The organism is Paenibacillus germinis (assembly GCF_013141785.1).
Lineage (GTDB): Bacteria > Bacillota > Bacilli > Paenibacillales > NBRC-103111 > Paenibacillus_E > Paenibacillus_E phytorum.
In genome coordinates this window covers 1-16,227 of record NZ_WHOC01000197.1, presented here as the reverse complement: position 1 = coordinate 16,227, position 16,227 = coordinate 1, and the positions used below count along the sequence as shown (strand labels likewise).

The following is a 16,227-nucleotide window of genomic DNA, read 5'->3' as shown; positions in this document are numbered from 1 at the left end:
TACAAAGGAATCCGGTTTTCGTAATTGGGTGGTAGCTAGAATTCGTTAACCTAACGTTTTCCGTTAGTTTAACGAGTTCATTTCTTTTCCGTTGTGTCTGTTTTGTAAGGATTGGATAAATCTACTTGATAAAGCAATGAATAAATAGCCAATAGCACCACCAAAAGTATTTAAATTGAGGTCGTCAATATCAAACTCGCGACCTCTAATAAAGCCTAAGTATCCGAGTATAAGCTGGGAGCTTTCTATAATGAGGCTCACGAGAAAGACTGCTAGAATAGACTTCGAAATTCGTTTAAGTTTGAATAACAACGGTAAAAATACTCCAAGCGGTGTTAACATAATAAAATTATAAAACGATAACTTTACGGAATTCCAAAAGAACCAATCATGTGCGAACAAATATTTCCATTTATAAAAATACAATTTTATTCTCGAATTTCCAACCTACTTTTGAACTATCCCGTTACTTCAACGATAACAAGGAGCAGCTGCCACGGTGGTCCGCTCCCTGTTCTGGCTGAACTATCGTTCTCTCGTTAGTTCAATGCCAATCCCATTCCGAGTAATAGTGATTATTAGGCCCTGTTAGAGCCTCGCGAACGTGATGTAATCGACTTGGACTGGCTCTGCCGATTCGATCCGAAGTGCCCGGTTGATCTGTCCCCGGTGATATTGCCCATGTAAGAGGACCTGCAACAGGATGTCCCGGACGGACGTTCGGAACGGAACCCCGCTCTGGTTCGCATAGTCGATCATCTCGTCCAACTCGGATTCCTCGAGCCCTTCGATATAGACGCGATATTGCTCGGTGTTTTCTTCGAACATCGTCCGGATCGCCGTCAGGTCTTCCGCTTCCTCCCACAACGAATATTGCGCGCTGCCCTTGCCCTGCAATCGGGACAGCCAGACTCGTTCCGCGACCGCGACGTGCCGAACCAGCTTCAGAAGGTCCTTGTTCTTCGTCTCACTCTCCTCGAGCGCGTCCAAGATGCGTCCGTCCGCCCAGTACAGGTGGTCCATCATGCACTTAATCGTCTTCATTTCGGTTTCCCCCTCTTCGTCTCATCGACTATTTGAACCTAATGTTCCGTTAGCTTAGTAATTTCACACAAAGTTCCGTTTTCAATCTTTACATCCTCCACTTATTTTCCTTCCGGTATTAAGTAGAGAGTTCCATCTTCTTTAAAATAATCCAAACCTGATGTATCAAATCTAATGAGTTTTTTTGCTGTCTCAGTGTCTTTAGTTTCGCCTAAATTAATTCCCAAAAAATCTATCTTAGTATCCACATCAACTTCAAATCTTTCAGGATAATTATTAGAATTCTTTGCTTTCCATTTAATATACAAGTCCTCATTTTTTGAATAAAAACTTATTTGATTTTCATCTAGAAATTGATGTTCAAAAGCATATAGGCAACATAAACTTTCCCCAGGAAACATGGTATTATTACTTAAACTAGAGCCATTTTCTATATTTATTTTTTTGTTTGTTATTTCTTCAATTGAACTAATTCCCCATTCAAATCTTTCGAGATAGATTCTTGGCGATGTATTAATACCGTCAAATTCAGCGCTGTCGCAATCTATATTTATGTACCATTCTATAAATCCATCATTATTCATAACTCCAGATAACGTTGCGTCTAGAACTTCAATTGTTTTTGAATTTATTAAGTACATTTTGTTTTTCCCTTTCTCAGTATAGAAGTAAGTTATAGAAATGAAATATTCTCTCTCACACTTTAAACTCCTTTATGTCCCAACAAATTAATCCACTTGTTTTAATAAATGCAGGCACCTGCCACCACAGTAACCTGTCCGTTCAAAAAGGAGCTACTTCAATGCAGCTCCTGAATTATAGTTTTTCGTTAGCTTGGTTCAAAACATTAAAGAAGCTCTGTCGTATATTTTCGATTCGGTATAGTTGTTTTCAACAAAATCAATTCAACTACCAGTGTTTATTCATTGATTAAAATGTCTTTCCTTTAAATTTAATCCGATTGAAATTCCATTTTTTTGTAATTCACCTTATTATATCATCTATAATAATGAAAAAAGCTACCCTTTACGGATAGCTTCCCTTATTCATTTTACCTTCAATACTATATGTAGCTAGTTCTCAACACTAACTAATTAACTTCAGTTGGGCTTTTTTCAGTATAATCTTTTGATAAAGTAAAATGTATCTATCCAAGAGCTGACTAACTGATATGACTTTTTCATGTGTTAGACTTCCATTTATAAATGCTTGATTAATCATTTCAAAGCGTAATGATTCAATTTTTTCTTGAAGAATTGATTCCATCGTATCATTCTCCATTCTATGTTATATTTCGTAAGTTGATACCTCTAATTAATATTTTAAATCAAACATATTAGGAAAATATTAGTAATTTGTTTAAAATAATATTATTTCACTTGATCCATTCACAACGAAAGAAGCTAGTTTGCCCCAACCATTTGATCAATATAAATAAGTAATAGTAGAAGCCACTCCTACTCCTCAACAAAAATAAGGAATATCCTAATTTGGACATTCCTTCGCATACTTAGCTATCGTTTCCGTTAGCTCAACAACAAAACAAAACTGGATAATTTTTTTAAAATAAACGAATTAAAATCAATGTTCGTCTATCTGTAATAAAACGTTATTTTTTCTTCATCTAGGGTTAATCGTCAAGGGTTATAATGGGAACCCAAGACCACTTTTCAGCTAGGAGTGAGTTTATTATGAAAGCCGACAATTTACCGTTTGAGGATTATTTAATTGATACCGATGATGAAGAAGTCATTTGGATCAAGAACAGAGCTTTTGTAATTAGGCCAGCAACTGATGATGATATTGAGCGAATTGGAAAAGGGATTCCACCCTTGACAGAGATTGAAAACACATATTCAAGGAGTCGTGATTCATCATGAGAATTGACGGGAAGCACACATGCGTTGATTGTTCAAAAGAATTCGAATTGATGTCGATAGTTGCTCAACCTATGAATTCACCACGTTATACAGTTGCAACGATCGATAAGCATCAGGCCAGGATCCTGGGAAAACGGGGAAATACATATTTCATCAACATCTTTTGACCACATTGCAGACAACTAAATTCATTCGAACACATTGAGTAAGCACCTCAAACAATTGCGGTGCTTTTTCTTTTCTAATGAATGCAAGCGTAGACATCTGCAATATCTCCGTTTTTTTGAGCATGCCAATGGGAGTTGCTGTAGCAACTCCTTCATCGTTTTTATAGAGCCCTTAAACTATCGTTCTTACAAACATGTGTCGCGAGGTAGTCTTGGCCCGCTTTTTTCTGTCATTCAACTATCGTTCTCCGCTAGTTTAATGGGTGGCAGTAGCTAACCCATTTGAACGGCTTTTCCGAGCAATATATGGCTGCCCACTTCACTTGTTGCTATACACCTTTTCGTCGAACCATGCTTCACTATTTGATGCATCTTTCAAAAATCGAAATCCGTGAGGAAGTGCAAGGTATGTAAGCAAATCCGGCCTTTTGAAAACAAGATGATAATAATGAACGACCATGAGTGAATCTATGTTACCATCATAAAGATCCGTTGTTATAAACCACCCTGTCATATGATCGGGGCTGGGATACCATACACCCTCACAAACCATACCTTCATACACACCTTTAGAAATAGCTAACTTTTGCCCAAAAGTAGGAAAATAAGGAGCCGCACCTCTCATCGTACATTCCTTTTCCTGGCTACTAACAAGCTCCACCGAGTAATCGATACCTTCAGTGAATAATCCTTCTTCGTATACAATCTCCCAAAGATCGTAATAAAAATCCGTGCATGGTACGAATTTGAGCATCCACGAATAGTACGCTATGGTTTGATCTGGATTTATTACAGCTTCTGTATCAATTATAAAATCAATCAGATATATCAGAGCCTTTTGATATTGAAGCTCCAGCCTTTCTTTACTAAGTACTCTAATTTCATAACCAAAATCACGATATAAACCACTGGTAACAAAATGTTTACTTGACATTGTATTTTTATTCCTTTATGTTCATTCCCCATCCACTTACCCCTTTTACATAAAATAAGTTATTGGATTAACCCATGACTTAGGCATGAAATAATATTGGAAGGACTATTTTAAGGAGTATTGTAAATGACCAAAACAAGAAAAGTGACTTTATCTCCTATACACGATATAACAGAATATATTAACAACAGTAAAATCGTATCCTGTTCTCAAGGACCTCATACTAATGAATATTATATGTTATTTATTGATGAGGAGCCTCGAAGAATCGATGGAATGTTCGTTCAATCCAAGACCGGAAAACCACATGCCTACAGAATACTAAAAATTCAAAATGAACATTTCACTGAAGTGTTTTTACCAAAACAAAAGTATTATTATCACTTTGTTCAACCTATCGGTGATGACCATCTAATTCTAGTAGGGGCTAGATGCCGATTTTTTAGTGAAGAGAACTTTGAGAAGAATGGAAAGATCTTTGATTATTACGGTGTAAAGAAAGACGAGATCCTATTGGGGGATGGAATACAGACCATCCAATCCACGAAGAATGGTATGTTATGGACTGGTTATTTTGACGAAGGTGTGTTCGGTAACTATGGCTGGAGTGAACCCGTAGGAGCTCCGGGTTTGATCGCTTGGAATAGTAAGGGTGAAGCTATATATAAAAATACGTCTTTCGATATTTGTGATTGTTATGCGTTAAACGTCGTTAGTGACGATGAGGTATGGAGACAGGTGAATTCATTCAGTCTGCTGATCGGGATTTCAGAGGGGACAGCCTACTAATCAGAGGGAATCATTTGATTTATCAGCTTCGTTTAAGTAGCTTGTAAAAACGCTAGTATAAAGATGCTTGAGTCAGTTTGATTAACGAGACTGCAGGTTGTCATCTTGGCAGCCTCGTGGTTTAGAAATTGTGCTATTGTTTCCGTTAGCGTAACAACATCATTTCACTAAAAGATAACTTGCTGAAACCTTAACTTTATAATCCTTGACTAAGAACTAATATCTGATCATTTACATTTACATTACTTAATCCCCCGTGATAACAAACCACGGATGCAATGTCAAGGTCTACATATTTTTTCAAAGAGAGACGAGCTGCATTCATATCCAGTGTGGTCGGGACATGAATTCCCCCGAGAATCCCATCTACACTGTACATCGAATCCCCGGCAATGAGAGTCTTACTTTGCCTTAAATAAAGGCTGATATGACCGGGAGTATGCCCAGGAGTATGGATGACGCGAATCCTGCCGCAAAACGGCAGTTCCTGACCGTCTATCAAGGTTTCATCCACTTTGCCCTTCGGGGGATTCTCAAGGTGACCGTCTTTTATAAGAGGTATCTCCCCCTGAATATAAGGCTTATCCAACTCGTGCGCATATACTTTAACATCATTGCCACATTCCTTCAAAATCTCAGGAAGACTGCCTATATGATCCATATCCTGATGCGTCAAAATCACAACTTTTAGTTTGTCGAACGACAGTCCTACCTTTTCCATCGCGATGCGTAAATCTTCAATTTGCCCTGGAAATCCTGTGTCTATTAAAACGGCCATTTCTTGATCCCACAAAAGAGTGGGGTGAATAATATTCCCATGAAAATCTAGATGAAGCATTTCTACTCCCTTAGATACTTTCATAATTTCGGACCTCCATAAAATAAATTTTGTACGTAAAATAATATTATTACTAGGATTTAGATATTGTCAACATCTTCACGATAAATCATCGCTCGACATATCTTTTGGTAATGTTTGTGTCGTGGTGCTACGACACAAACATTAGCGATTTAAACTAAAAAAAACCCATTTTAAGGGGAACTTAATACACTCCTTTGGTACTACCCTTACCTCGCCGAGCTTCAAGAAGTCCTTCTACTCCTTGAGTCATAAAAAAATTTTTCCACCTATTAAGCATCTATTCGACAGAAGGGGGAGATTCCTAATAAATCACTCTTTATTTCATCGAAATATTCAAACCATCCTGCAGGAATGCACTATATTTCGCTAAATAAAAAACGAGTTATTATATTATTCACGGATAAGGAATAATCTGTAAATGGGTGAGTTAGTTTATTTTCCGAAAATGAAAGGCGGCGATTCTCATGAAGAGATATTTATCGATGCTGGGGAATTACTTACTCTATTTGACGATCATCATTTTAGTGATCTTCCTCTATAATATCGTCATTGATCCAGTATTAGGATGGGGGCAGTTCGGAAAAGGAAAGAACATCCCAATCCAAGTATTCATGGTACTTGTAATTACAATCGCTCTTTCCTCAATTGTTTACGCCATTAAATATCGACTTTTGAAACAGACACCGGTAAGCTTCTGGAGACTTAGTATTTTCTCGCCGATCAGTCCGAGCTTTTCGGTTCATATGATAACAATCGGGCTGGCGTTCACTTTATTAAACGCTGCCTCCATGAAACTACTTCTTTACTACAACATTACAACGTTCAATGATTTTACAGAAGAATATTTCGCCTCTGTTCCTTTCGTTTACATTATACTTTCCTCCGTGCTCACCACTGCACTTGAGCTGATCCTGTTCTTTGGTATCATGTTTAACGAAGCCCGGAAACATGTTCCCGTATTCTGGCCAATTCTAGTCATCGCTTTGATTATTGCGGCGTTGCAGCCGGGAGGAATTGCGATGCAGCTTCTGGGTGTAGCGTTAGGATTCATTTATGGATCCATCTATGTACGCCTTTCATCCATATGGTCCATTATGCTGATTGGGATCGTGTTTAACATCAGTCTGTTCGGCATGAAAAGAATCGGTTGGCTTGATTCCATGGAGAATATGTCGGACTTCACCCTTATACTGCTTGCGGCAGTCATGGGACTCTATCTCATCTTTAGCACCCTTTGGTACTGGAGAAAACCAAAAGCGGCTACTAACAGCCGCAGCCGACGTAGTGCACGTTAAGGTGTCTTCCCACGTGATGCCAACTCAGACCACCGCAATGTGAAGAGGAATGGCTGCTGCTTGATCGCACAGCTGAGGATATCATAATGTTTACTTGCTTACATTCGATAATTAATAACAACATAAATCGAACTCAAAATTGGTTCAAGAAAATTGAACATAACAATAAAGTTATGGGAATTAGATAAACAAAGATATTTATGATAAGCTCTTCATTTCCCATTTGATCGAGTTCAGCTATAACAAAAGCTATCTTCAGTAGTGCTATCTTTTCTAGTACCTAAATTTATTACCGCAGTATACTGCCCGTTACTTCAATAAATGAAAAAGGAGCTGCCTCGTGGCAAGCTCCGGAACTATCGTTCTTTCGTTAGTTTAATCTCGACTTTCCACGTTTCACAAAGGGAAGTCACTTGGCTAGCTCCCGATCCAACATTTGAGCCAGTTGAATCAAGTCTGCCTGCACATTGTCGCTGTTCGCTACGATTTTGGTAAGCTGATCTCGTACCATTGCTTGAGATTCTGGCAAATAACATTCCACCTATGCCAAGAACAAATTGCCCAAGATAATCGATGGTTTGTTCTAAGCTTTGCCCTCTTGCAGTACCTGTACATAATGACTTAGCAATTAGGTACGTCTTTCCCCCTTCAATCATATGAGCGTCATGCAATAGCTTGCATTCAAAAGTTTCATTTATCACGGACACGGCCCTGCTCAATATCGAGCGGGGCCTTTGTTTAGGTTAGCGCAGAGTCTATCCTACAGCCATCCTCCACTTCAACCCGTCTCCTAATTGGATAAACGTATATTTATGTCGTAATCAGAGGTGTTCAGAGGGCTCAAGCTGAATATTATTCAAATGTTTCATTCGGTTTATGACAGATAATACTTCATTAATTCTTGGTAATTCAAGCCATCTTTCGAAACCAGGGAAAAAGGAAGAAAATACAATATCCACTCCTTCTCTCTCCATATCTTCGAGAGCTTTTTTGATCTTTTCATGAAAAAAGATGAAGCGATCCTGATTACTTATAGCGATTTTTCGAATTAAAAAGGCAATAGCTGCAAGCTGGGCGTGTGATGTGATATTGTAAAGCCCTCTGATATCAATTTGTTCATCACCTATCATCATGTATCCCATGGTTGAAACCATTAGCTTTTCTGTACCACTGCCCTGTGGATAGCTCGAAAAGTGATCGGTGGTTATTTTTCTTTCTATCTCCCATTTTGCAAGGGGGGTACGTTCGCGTGGTTTGTCGTGTTCACATAATTTTTTTGCTTCCTGGGTTACGTTTTTTGGCACAAAATTGTCCATCAGGATGATTTGATCGGCAACGGATAAAAATTCACCGCTACCTCCAATAACAAGAACGGAAGATACGTGGGCAGCCTCATAAAGCTCCCTGACTCGTTCCGTAAAAGGTGTAATGGGTTCATGCTTGATTAATGAACGCATTTTGATGTCTTGAATCATAAAATTCGTCGCGCTTCTGTCTTCATCAATAAGAAGAAGCTTACACCCGAAGTTGATTGCCTCCATAATATTTGCGGCTTGAGATGTGGAACCTGAGGCGTAGTCAGTCGAAAACTGTTCAGTCGAACTATTGGGTATCCATTTTATGAAAGGCGTAATATTGATATTTTTTATGGGACGGCCTTCCTCTGCAGATATTTCCATTGCACTTTGATCTGTAATCACAAATTCTCGTCCATCGCCTATGATGTGATTGTAAATCCCCGAATTTAGTGCATCCAGCATTGTGCTTTTACCCGAATAACCACCGCCGGTGATGACCGTCACACCATGTTTTATTCCCATTCCTCGCAAACCACAAATTTCAATTTCAATATCTTCCGGGGATGTAAAAGGCAAGGCACCCTCCAGTGGTCCGCTGTTGTCTTTTTTTCTTGGCAAAATGCTGCAATTCGCAATAAACGCACAATACTCACTTGATTTCAGCCATTCGCGAATCATATTTTGCTTTTTTACCAATTCATAGGCAGCATTTAATTTGATGAGATCAAACTTGGCAATTAACTCCTCCACTTCTTTTGGAAGCATCTTGCAGAGCATGCGCATAGCTTTATTATTATCCTTGAATGGAAGTTGAACTGTAATCATTAAGCATAGATACCATTTTTCCGAGATGACTTCGACAAAGGATGCATTACGTTGCAACACCACATTGGTTGGACGAAAACAATAAAAAGCACCATTTTCTTTATCAGAACGTGACCGGTTATAAATCAATTTATTTAATGCCTCAATATGATCAACCCATTCTCTTAATGCAAAATCTGAGAGAACAACTTGATCCATATTTTCATCTAAGCCGAGACGGTCAAAAGGTATTTTTATGGTGATACATGGTTTATCCAGTGTGAGTTTATGTGTCCGTTCAATGAAATAGGCAACATTATTATTCCAATAGGTTGGGTCAGATATCGTCCCCCCTTGATCATAGTATGAACCTTCATAAATCATACTGTAAGATGACTGTCCGGATTGTAATGAGCGAAAATATTGAGCGAGTCTTTTAATAAAGCATCATCCTTTCATATTTGGAAAGCGGTCAATAACGGGAAACGATGCCGAAGTTGAAACGATATCTCAAGAAGGGGGCCCCTTATCCTTTGGAACAAGGTAACGATGAAACGGATCGACCTCATAATCTCCAGGTATGAGCCTGCTCACACATAAACCGGCACTGTATGAATTTTTCCGCGAAAAAATGAATTCCATCCTAAGTAATTCAAGTTCAATACATATTCCCCCAAACGATTAATTCTAACCAATTTCAAAATAAAACCACTGCTGTTGCCTTGACCAACCTTTTTATCCTAAAAAAATAACAGCCACTCTGTAAGTGGCTGTCATAGACCGGCAAGAAAGCTTAAACGTTCCTTCTGCCAAAATATAAAAGCTCTGAGAGTGAATCCTACCCTCAGAGCATAATGTATTCGTAAAAGAATAACTAAAAAGCAACATGAGGATACGACCTATATTTTTTTGTTTTCATTGTCCTCACCTCATTACGATTTATTTTTTCAGCAACACAATCATAACATTAAGATCATCCACAATATAGGGAAAGATTAATTATAATTAACTCAAACCTTGAAATAGTAAACGATGCCTCCATAGTATGAAAACACATACAGCAGCGTTGGTTGTAGAAGCGCCATACGTCAAGAGGCTCACTGGACAAAGGAGTCACCATCGCTTCATATTGCCAGTCCGTGTCGAATACGATGCGACTCTGACCGTGCGATTCGAACACTTGCGCCTTGCGAATCGTGCAAAGGTTCCATTTCGCGATAGGTTTCATGATTGTTGTTTGTTCTCATTGCAAGTCCCCTCTCAATTTGGTTCACATGTAATATTATTCCACATTTTCAAAACACATGTAACTCATTAATCACCATGCTAACCTGCCCGTTACTTGAATGATCAAAAAAAGGAACTGCCGCAAGACAAGCTCCTTCACTATCGGTTCTCTTTAGAACACTTGATGCCCGTTACTTCAACGGACAACGGCAGCCGATAGTCTTGGCCGGCTACCGCGGTGTCCTTATTCAGCTATCGTTAGCTTAATCCCCTGTTCCTTCAAGTTCATTGATAATTTTCTCCACGGATTCTCTATGAATTTCTTATTGTATATTCAGCTATAGTTCCTCGGTAGCTTAGTCTTTTTTCCTCCACAATCCTCCAGAACAAGGTTTGAATCCACTCTCATTATAAAATGACGCGTGCTTTGAATCGTAGGTCAAGGTTACAATCTCCAGTCCTACACGCTCTGACTCTTGAAGTAATTTCTTCACTAAGGATTGGCCTATTCCTTTCTTCTGATATTGTGGATGCACTATAATGTCCTCCATATAGCCATGCTGCAGTCCCATTCCTGCAACATAGCCGAATGCTATAAGCTCATTGTTTTTTTCAACGCGGAGACCAGCCCAAAAGTTGCAACGCTCAAATAAAGTTGGGTAATCGGAATGTCTGCCGTCCCAACCCACAAGTTCTCTTAAATTTGGAACTTCGTGTGATTCTATAGGCAGATTTATTAATATTTCTCGCATCAATAGTCTATCCCCTTTGTTTAATTCCGTCTTTTGTTGAGTTCTCCACCACATAGAAACTATCCTGCCCAATCGCTTAATGACAAAAGGAACAGCTGCCACGGCGATCCGCTCCCTGGTTTGTTTGAACTAACGTTTCTCGTTAGCGTAACGATATATACAATTTACTTCCAGATTTTTGTTCAGTTCCAAGCTTATCAATTTGCATCTTTTACATGTAAGAGATTGTGTAAGAGATCGGCCAATGGCGCTTGAGACCCCACCTGCATTGCTGTCTCCCTGAATTGTCCGACATCCTTTAAGGCAATCCAATTCCTGGATAAGATCTTCTAGTCGATAGCGAGCTGTGTGCCGAAGTTCTGAAAGATGGAAATAGGAAACAGTGTTCACGCGAACAACTAGTGTTAATAAAAAGAATCTTATATCCTGTTAAAAGGAATACTCTCTTTCAACTTTACAAATTTTGATTTTGTAATTTTGGTACCAGTCTTGCTTACCTTTCTCCTGGGCAACTTTGTGAGATTGATTCTGCTTCCAGTTACTGATCGCCTCCAGGCTATCCCAATAGGAAATGGTAATGCCAACTCCTGAAGAATCCCTGACACTTTCCACTCCTAAGAAACCAGGTTGTTGGGTCGCAAGTTGCTCCATTTTTTCAGCCATGATATTATAGCCGTTATCCCCCGCAGTGCGTTGACTTGAAAATATGACTGCATAATACGATCCGTTTGTTTCATGAACCATTCCCATCAAGCTCCTTCAATCGTAAAATTCTTTGTATAAATTAGATTATACTATTATAATTTAGATAAAAAAAATGAATGTTTGTAATAACATAGATGAATAATTCTCATGTATCATAGGGGGCAAGCATGAATCTAATTAAATACCAGATTTTCAGTAAGGTAGTCGAAATTGGAAGTCTAACTAAAGCAGGAGAGATGTTGAATCTAACACAATCAGCAATCAGTCACGCAATTTCTAGCTTGGAACTTGAATTTGGACTGAGTCTTCTCATAAGGAACAGATCGGGTATCCGACTAACAAACAATGGGGAACGTTTGATACAACACATCAGAGAAATCCTACAACTTAATGAAAAACTTAATCAAGAGGTAGCCGCGATAAAGGGGGTCGAAATCGGTACAGTGAAGATAGGTACTTTCTCAAGCGTATCTATTCAATGGTTACCCCATATTATGAAACTATTTCAGAATCAATTTCCTCATATCGAAATGAAACTACTCGATGGTAACTACTTTGAAATAGAAGAATGGATAGCAAACGGAACTGCTGATTTCGGATTTGTGAATATGCCTACTCTACAAGCATTTGATGTGGTGCCGCTTCAAAAAGATAGGATGGTATGCATTATGTGTTCGAATCACCCCCTCGCTCGCCAATCAACCATTCGAATAGAACAAATGATTGATGAACCCTTTATCATGCCTGTTGCAGGTTGTGACACTGATGTAAAGCGAATTTTCACGCAAAATAAACTCATCCCGAAAATCAAGTATGAATTAGAAGATGACCATGCCATAATCGCCATGGTGCAAAATGGTTTAGGGTTGAGTATTCTCCCTGAAATGATTTTGTCTCAACACTCCGACAACATATGTTGCCGCCCATTGGACGGGGAGTATTATCGTTCCATCGGTATTGCTACAACTTCGTTTAAAAACGTCTCTCCAGCGGCAAAAAAACTGATAGAATTCATTACAAGATGGGTCGCCAATCGAACCCCCTTTTAAATATTATTCCACGCTATCCTGCCCGTTACTTGAATGAGAACAGGGAGCAGCTGCCGCGATCTGCTCCCTGCTTATTACACTATAGTTCTGCGTTAATTGAAACTTTTACCTCTCTCATATATGATGTGATAAACACTCAGATCTTATTTTTTATTATCAATGGCTTTTTTGCGTCTACAATAATGGAAACCATACCAAGTCCTTCGATAGAATTCCTTGTATCAAATCGAAAGGATCTTCCTATCTTTCCATCTACTTCGTTCCAGTAAATATAATTAAAATCTCCCTTTTCATCACAATATTCCAACAATGATACTTCAAACCCGGCTTTTTCAAATACTTCTACGAATGTTTTCGCGTCATAAACTATTTTGTGAGTTGCCGCCGGATGGTCCGCTGGACCAGGACCACCGACTTGAACAATCTGTTGGTACCTTTCGTTATGGAAATTTTTATCCGGAACGGCACAACGAATGTACCCACCTGGTTTTAAAAACTCATAACAATGGTTCGCAGCTACAATCCCCTCCTCATAAGTTAAGTGTTCCCACACGTGTTCAGCCAACAGCGCATCAATACTCCCCGGTTTAAATAAGGTGTTCCAACTTTCCAAAGAAAGTAAATTCAACTCATCCTCTTGTGTACTGAGCCAACCATCATAGTTTGTTCTTCCTGCACCAATTATAACTTTCATCTAAATACCACCATCCCGATTTCGTATTAATTAATTACAGTGTAACGCTTAGAAATAAGGATAAGAATGGATTTTTGTTAGGTTACTATGGTTATTTGTTATTGAAGATAACTGCACGTTAGTTCAACAAAGACAGCCGATCGTATTGACCGGCTGCCGTAGTGTTCCATGATGAAGCTATAGTTTCCCGTTAGTTCAATCTCTAACCCGACAACAAATTTTACTCCACCCATCGTGATTTTCCTTTTTTTTTACTTTTCCCCGCTCGTTAAACAGTCTGCCGACCGGCAAAGCTCGTCGGCAACCGGACAATGTTCTTGACATTGACAAATGACAAGAACTTGATCCGATCATAAATAAAGCCCGCAATTCAAGCAGACTTCATTAGGCTAATGTTCTTGTCATCCGACATCGGACGTCCTGTCACGTTGGTATAGTTTCCGAGTAATGACCGTGACAACAACTTTATTCCACTAAACCCAAAGAAGCCGCGATTTACGCGGCACTTAATGAGATAAAGTTCTTGTCAACCGACACATGGCTGTGACAAGTCAGGTTAAGAGGTCCTGAGCTCTTTACGTTTATAAAATTAAAAAGTATTATATACATTTTCACATTCTTTAGCGGTCGGTTCATAAAAACAGTGCTTCTTCCATCGTCCTACGAGCGGCTGATTATACCAAGTTGGCGGACATGGTCCGGGATTTTCGAACGTTCCTGGACGGAAATACCATAGGGAGAATTTTCCTGGCCAATTCCGCTCCCCATTTACAGTCCGTTGCGCCAGACGGCGTTCCCTCTCTCTTGCGTTTTGATAGTACATACCATGTTGCAATGCTTCGAACGCATGCGGCTGGTTGATCATTTGGGGAATTGTCCGGATTCCTTTAAAATCGGAGCAATTCGCTCTTATTCGGTTAATGCCAACATTTCCAACAAGGAGCATGCCCATTTCGCCTTCGGTCTCAGCTTCAGCTCGAAGCAACCTTGCCAACATATCAATATCCTGTTTCCTAGCTTTTACGACTGCCATTGGCTCACCTCTTTAGATTTCTATACACATCATATTGTAGGTGAAGCGGATGTGTTACTCTGGCAAAATAGTGAGCGATAATAAATAGCCGTTCCACCACACTCTTCTGCCCGTTAGCGAAGCAAAGGGCTGCAACGCGTACTTCTGTTCGGCGAATTACTCAACAAACCTGCCAGCGTGGAAAAGGCAGCCGCTTAAAGCTGGCTGCCTCGGTGTGGTCAGTATTTAGCTATAGTCTCCGTTAGTTGAGCGAGCGTTTAGCCTATTGAAGTAAGTTGTAAACATACTCTACTTTATCATCGGACTATGATAGTAATGGTATATAACCTTTTGGAATGCGGCACATTACTTATTAATGGACTAGAGATCCTTTTGCATTGTTAACATTCTCCCTGATATTACAAGCTTCTTCATATTTACATCATAGACTTGTAAAATCCAAGTCAATATAAGGAATATCATTTTTTATATTATTAATATAAAAAGTTAATGCTTCCTTATTCCAATCGCTCCAGTTATCAAAGTTACCCATATCAGAACTACGGTGTATAAGACCAATAACGATAGCTTGTCTTAAATTAATAAATAATGGAATGGTATCTAGTGAACTACGGCTTAATGTATTTTCTTTGGAGTATCCTTGAAAAAAGTTTGAAAAAAATCGTTTTGTTATTGTCTTTCGAGTATTTACATCTGTAATAATAAATGGAATTGGAGTTTCATGGAATATCGATGTTGCAATTTCAGAAGCAAACCAACTGTACTCGCATTGATCAAAGTCAATGATGCTCGGGTGATCTTCATGATTCAGGTAATTCCCCGGACTAATGTCTCCATGAATAAGCCCAAACGAATCTCTGTCTCTTGACAATGATTGAATTTGACTTATTATTAACTCAAGTTTTTGTTGAAGCATCTCATTAGGTACATAATTTTGAAATTTTGTAATAGCTGCATTGTCATTCCAATCATACCTTTTTTGAATAGGAGAAAACTGTTTTGATAGCTTATGCATCTTCCCAGTAAACCTGCCAATTCGTTCATAAAAGATATCACTTTCGACGCAAATTTCAGCCCTTCTGCCAGGAGCAAATTCAAAAGCAGTCGCAATAAAACAGTTATCAGCTTGTTCAATAACTTCAACATATTCACCTTGATTAGAAAGTAAGGCTTTCGATACAGTCATTCCGGAATCGGCTAGATAAGAAATAAACTCGATCTCAGCTTGCGTTATATCCTTACTCCTATGTGAGCTATGAGCAATCCTTAATATCACATTTATTGATTCACGTTTCCCTAAAAACACAAAATTTTGAAAACCGGCAAGTTCTATAGTATCTGCAAAGTTAATGCCAAACCGACCTGCTGCCTCTAAAAAAATTTCTTTTGTAAATTTGTCTTTAATAGAACTTTCGATATGGATCTCCTCCAAATAAATAATGTTTTATTTCTTATTGAGTTACCGTACCTTTATGAAAGCTATCCATGTTGCTATCATCTTGGTTCCGCATGTATGTATATTTCATATCCCTTAATTTTCGTTAGTATTAAAGTCTCTAAAATATGATAATCTCGTTCCCGAATGAATCCATAAATTGAATCTGTAGCGATTACAATCCTCATTTTTTAATACCCTTTCAAACATAATAACAAATTAATAATGAATTGGTTGATAAAAAAAGATTATTGTTAAA

Annotated in this window: 16 protein-coding genes and 1 pseudogene; 4 read left to right on the top strand and 13 right to left on the bottom strand. The window is 38.7% G+C overall.

The genetic code is table 11. The annotated features are described in order from the left end of the window. Positions 1 to 63: 63 nt before the first annotated feature. From GC102_RS40840 to GC102_RS37880, 4 genes are all read right to left on the bottom strand, one after another. Positions 64 to 402: a VanZ family protein gene (locus GC102_RS40840; protein ID WP_376769440.1), complete on the bottom strand. Its 339-nt coding sequence runs from the start codon at positions 400 to 402 to the stop codon at positions 64 to 66. A gap of 186 nt (positions 403 to 588) precedes the next feature. Next, positions 589 to 1,044 carry a DinB family protein gene (locus GC102_RS37890; protein ID WP_171694102.1) on the bottom strand — a complete coding sequence of 152 codons (456 nt, stop codon included), beginning with the start codon at positions 1,042 to 1,044 and terminating at the stop codon, positions 589 to 591. A 101-nt stretch (positions 1,045 to 1,145) separates the two neighbouring features. Then, on the bottom strand, positions 1,146 to 1,685 hold the full coding sequence (locus tag GC102_RS37885) for a hypothetical protein (RefSeq protein ID WP_171694101.1): 540 nt from the start codon (positions 1,683 to 1,685) through the stop codon (positions 1,146 to 1,148). Between the two features lie 445 nt (positions 1,686 to 2,130). Next, a complete protein-coding gene (locus GC102_RS37880) occupies positions 2,131 to 2,310 on the bottom strand; it encodes an aspartyl-phosphate phosphatase Spo0E family protein (protein WP_171694100.1) in 180 nt (59 codons plus the stop codon). A 425-nt stretch (positions 2,311 to 2,735) separates the two neighbouring features. Here GC102_RS37880 and GC102_RS37875 point away from each other — a divergent pair, with 425 nt between their 5' ends. Then, complete coding sequence (locus tag GC102_RS37875) at positions 2,736 to 2,924, top strand: DUF3237 domain-containing protein (RefSeq protein ID WP_171694099.1); 189 nt, start codon at positions 2,736 to 2,738, stop codon at positions 2,922 to 2,924. A gap of 486 nt (positions 2,925 to 3,410) precedes the next feature. Here GC102_RS37875 and GC102_RS37870 read toward each other — a convergent pair whose 3' ends face one another. Continuing rightward, complete coding sequence (locus GC102_RS37870; protein ID WP_171694098.1) at positions 3,411 to 4,025, bottom strand: immunity protein Imm33 domain-containing protein; 615 nt, start codon at positions 4,023 to 4,025, stop codon at positions 3,411 to 3,413. A 126-nt stretch (positions 4,026 to 4,151) separates the two neighbouring features. Between GC102_RS37870 and GC102_RS37865 the strand changes: the two genes are divergently transcribed. Then, the gene (locus GC102_RS37865) at positions 4,152 to 4,814 is read left to right on the top strand and encodes a hypothetical protein (RefSeq protein WP_171694097.1); all 663 of its coding nucleotides are present in this window, start codon (positions 4,152 to 4,154) and stop codon (positions 4,812 to 4,814) included. A gap of 196 nt (positions 4,815 to 5,010) precedes the next feature. On the opposite strand, the gene GC102_RS37860 is transcribed toward GC102_RS37865, so the two are convergent. Further along, entirely contained in the window at positions 5,011 to 5,676 is a 666-nt protein-coding gene (locus tag GC102_RS37860) for an MBL fold metallo-hydrolase (protein ID WP_171694096.1), read from the bottom strand. Positions 5,677 to 6,140: 464 nt separating this feature from the next. Here GC102_RS37860 and GC102_RS37855 point away from each other — a divergent pair, with 464 nt between their 5' ends. Continuing rightward, on the top strand, positions 6,141 to 6,971 hold the full coding sequence (locus GC102_RS37855; protein ID WP_171694095.1) for a hypothetical protein: 831 nt from the start codon (positions 6,141 to 6,143) through the stop codon (positions 6,969 to 6,971). A gap of 821 nt (positions 6,972 to 7,792) precedes the next feature. Here the strand turns inward: GC102_RS37855 and GC102_RS37850 are convergent. The 4 genes and pseudogenes from GC102_RS37850 to GC102_RS37840 form a co-directional block, all read right to left on the bottom strand. Then, positions 7,793 to 9,457, bottom strand: coding sequence for a P-loop domain-containing protein (locus tag GC102_RS37850; protein ID WP_171694094.1), 1,665 nt, complete (start codon positions 9,455 to 9,457; stop codon positions 7,793 to 7,795). Positions 9,458 to 10,088: 631 nt separating this feature from the next. Further along, a pseudogene (locus GC102_RS40920) lies at positions 10,089 to 10,283 on the bottom strand (IS1380 family transposase); the annotation flags it as partial. Between the two features lie 373 nt (positions 10,284 to 10,656). Further along, positions 10,657 to 11,154 carry a GNAT family N-acetyltransferase gene (locus tag GC102_RS37845; RefSeq protein WP_312883501.1) on the bottom strand — a complete coding sequence of 166 codons (498 nt, stop codon included), beginning with the start codon at positions 11,152 to 11,154 and terminating at the stop codon, positions 10,657 to 10,659. A 327-nt stretch (positions 11,155 to 11,481) separates the two neighbouring features. Beyond that, entirely contained in the window at positions 11,482 to 11,796 is a 315-nt protein-coding gene (locus tag GC102_RS37840) for an antibiotic biosynthesis monooxygenase family protein (protein WP_246321356.1), read from the bottom strand. 128 nt (positions 11,797 to 11,924) lie between these two features. Between GC102_RS37840 and GC102_RS37835 the strand changes: the two genes are divergently transcribed. Then, a complete protein-coding gene (locus GC102_RS37835; protein ID WP_171694092.1) occupies positions 11,925 to 12,806 on the top strand; it encodes a LysR family transcriptional regulator in 882 nt (293 codons plus the stop codon). Positions 12,807 to 12,942: 136 nt separating this feature from the next. On the opposite strand, the gene GC102_RS37830 is transcribed toward GC102_RS37835, so the two are convergent. The 3 genes from GC102_RS37830 to GC102_RS37820 all read right to left on the bottom strand — a co-directional run bounded on the left by GC102_RS37830 (position 12,943) and on the right by GC102_RS37820 (position 15,965). Continuing rightward, positions 12,943 to 13,500 (bottom strand): class I SAM-dependent methyltransferase, encoded by a 558-nt coding sequence (locus tag GC102_RS37830; RefSeq protein ID WP_171694091.1) that lies wholly within the window; start codon positions 13,498 to 13,500, stop codon positions 12,943 to 12,945. A 589-nt stretch (positions 13,501 to 14,089) separates the two neighbouring features. Continuing rightward, positions 14,090 to 14,533: a cell wall hydrolase gene (locus tag GC102_RS37825; protein WP_147946783.1), complete on the bottom strand. Its 444-nt coding sequence runs from the start codon at positions 14,531 to 14,533 to the stop codon at positions 14,090 to 14,092. Positions 14,534 to 14,954: 421 nt separating this feature from the next. Continuing rightward, positions 14,955 to 15,965, bottom strand: a complete 1,011-nt coding sequence (locus GC102_RS37820; protein WP_171694090.1) for a phosphotransferase enzyme family protein — start codon at positions 15,963 to 15,965, stop codon at positions 14,955 to 14,957. Positions 15,966 to 16,227 lie beyond the last annotated feature (262 nt).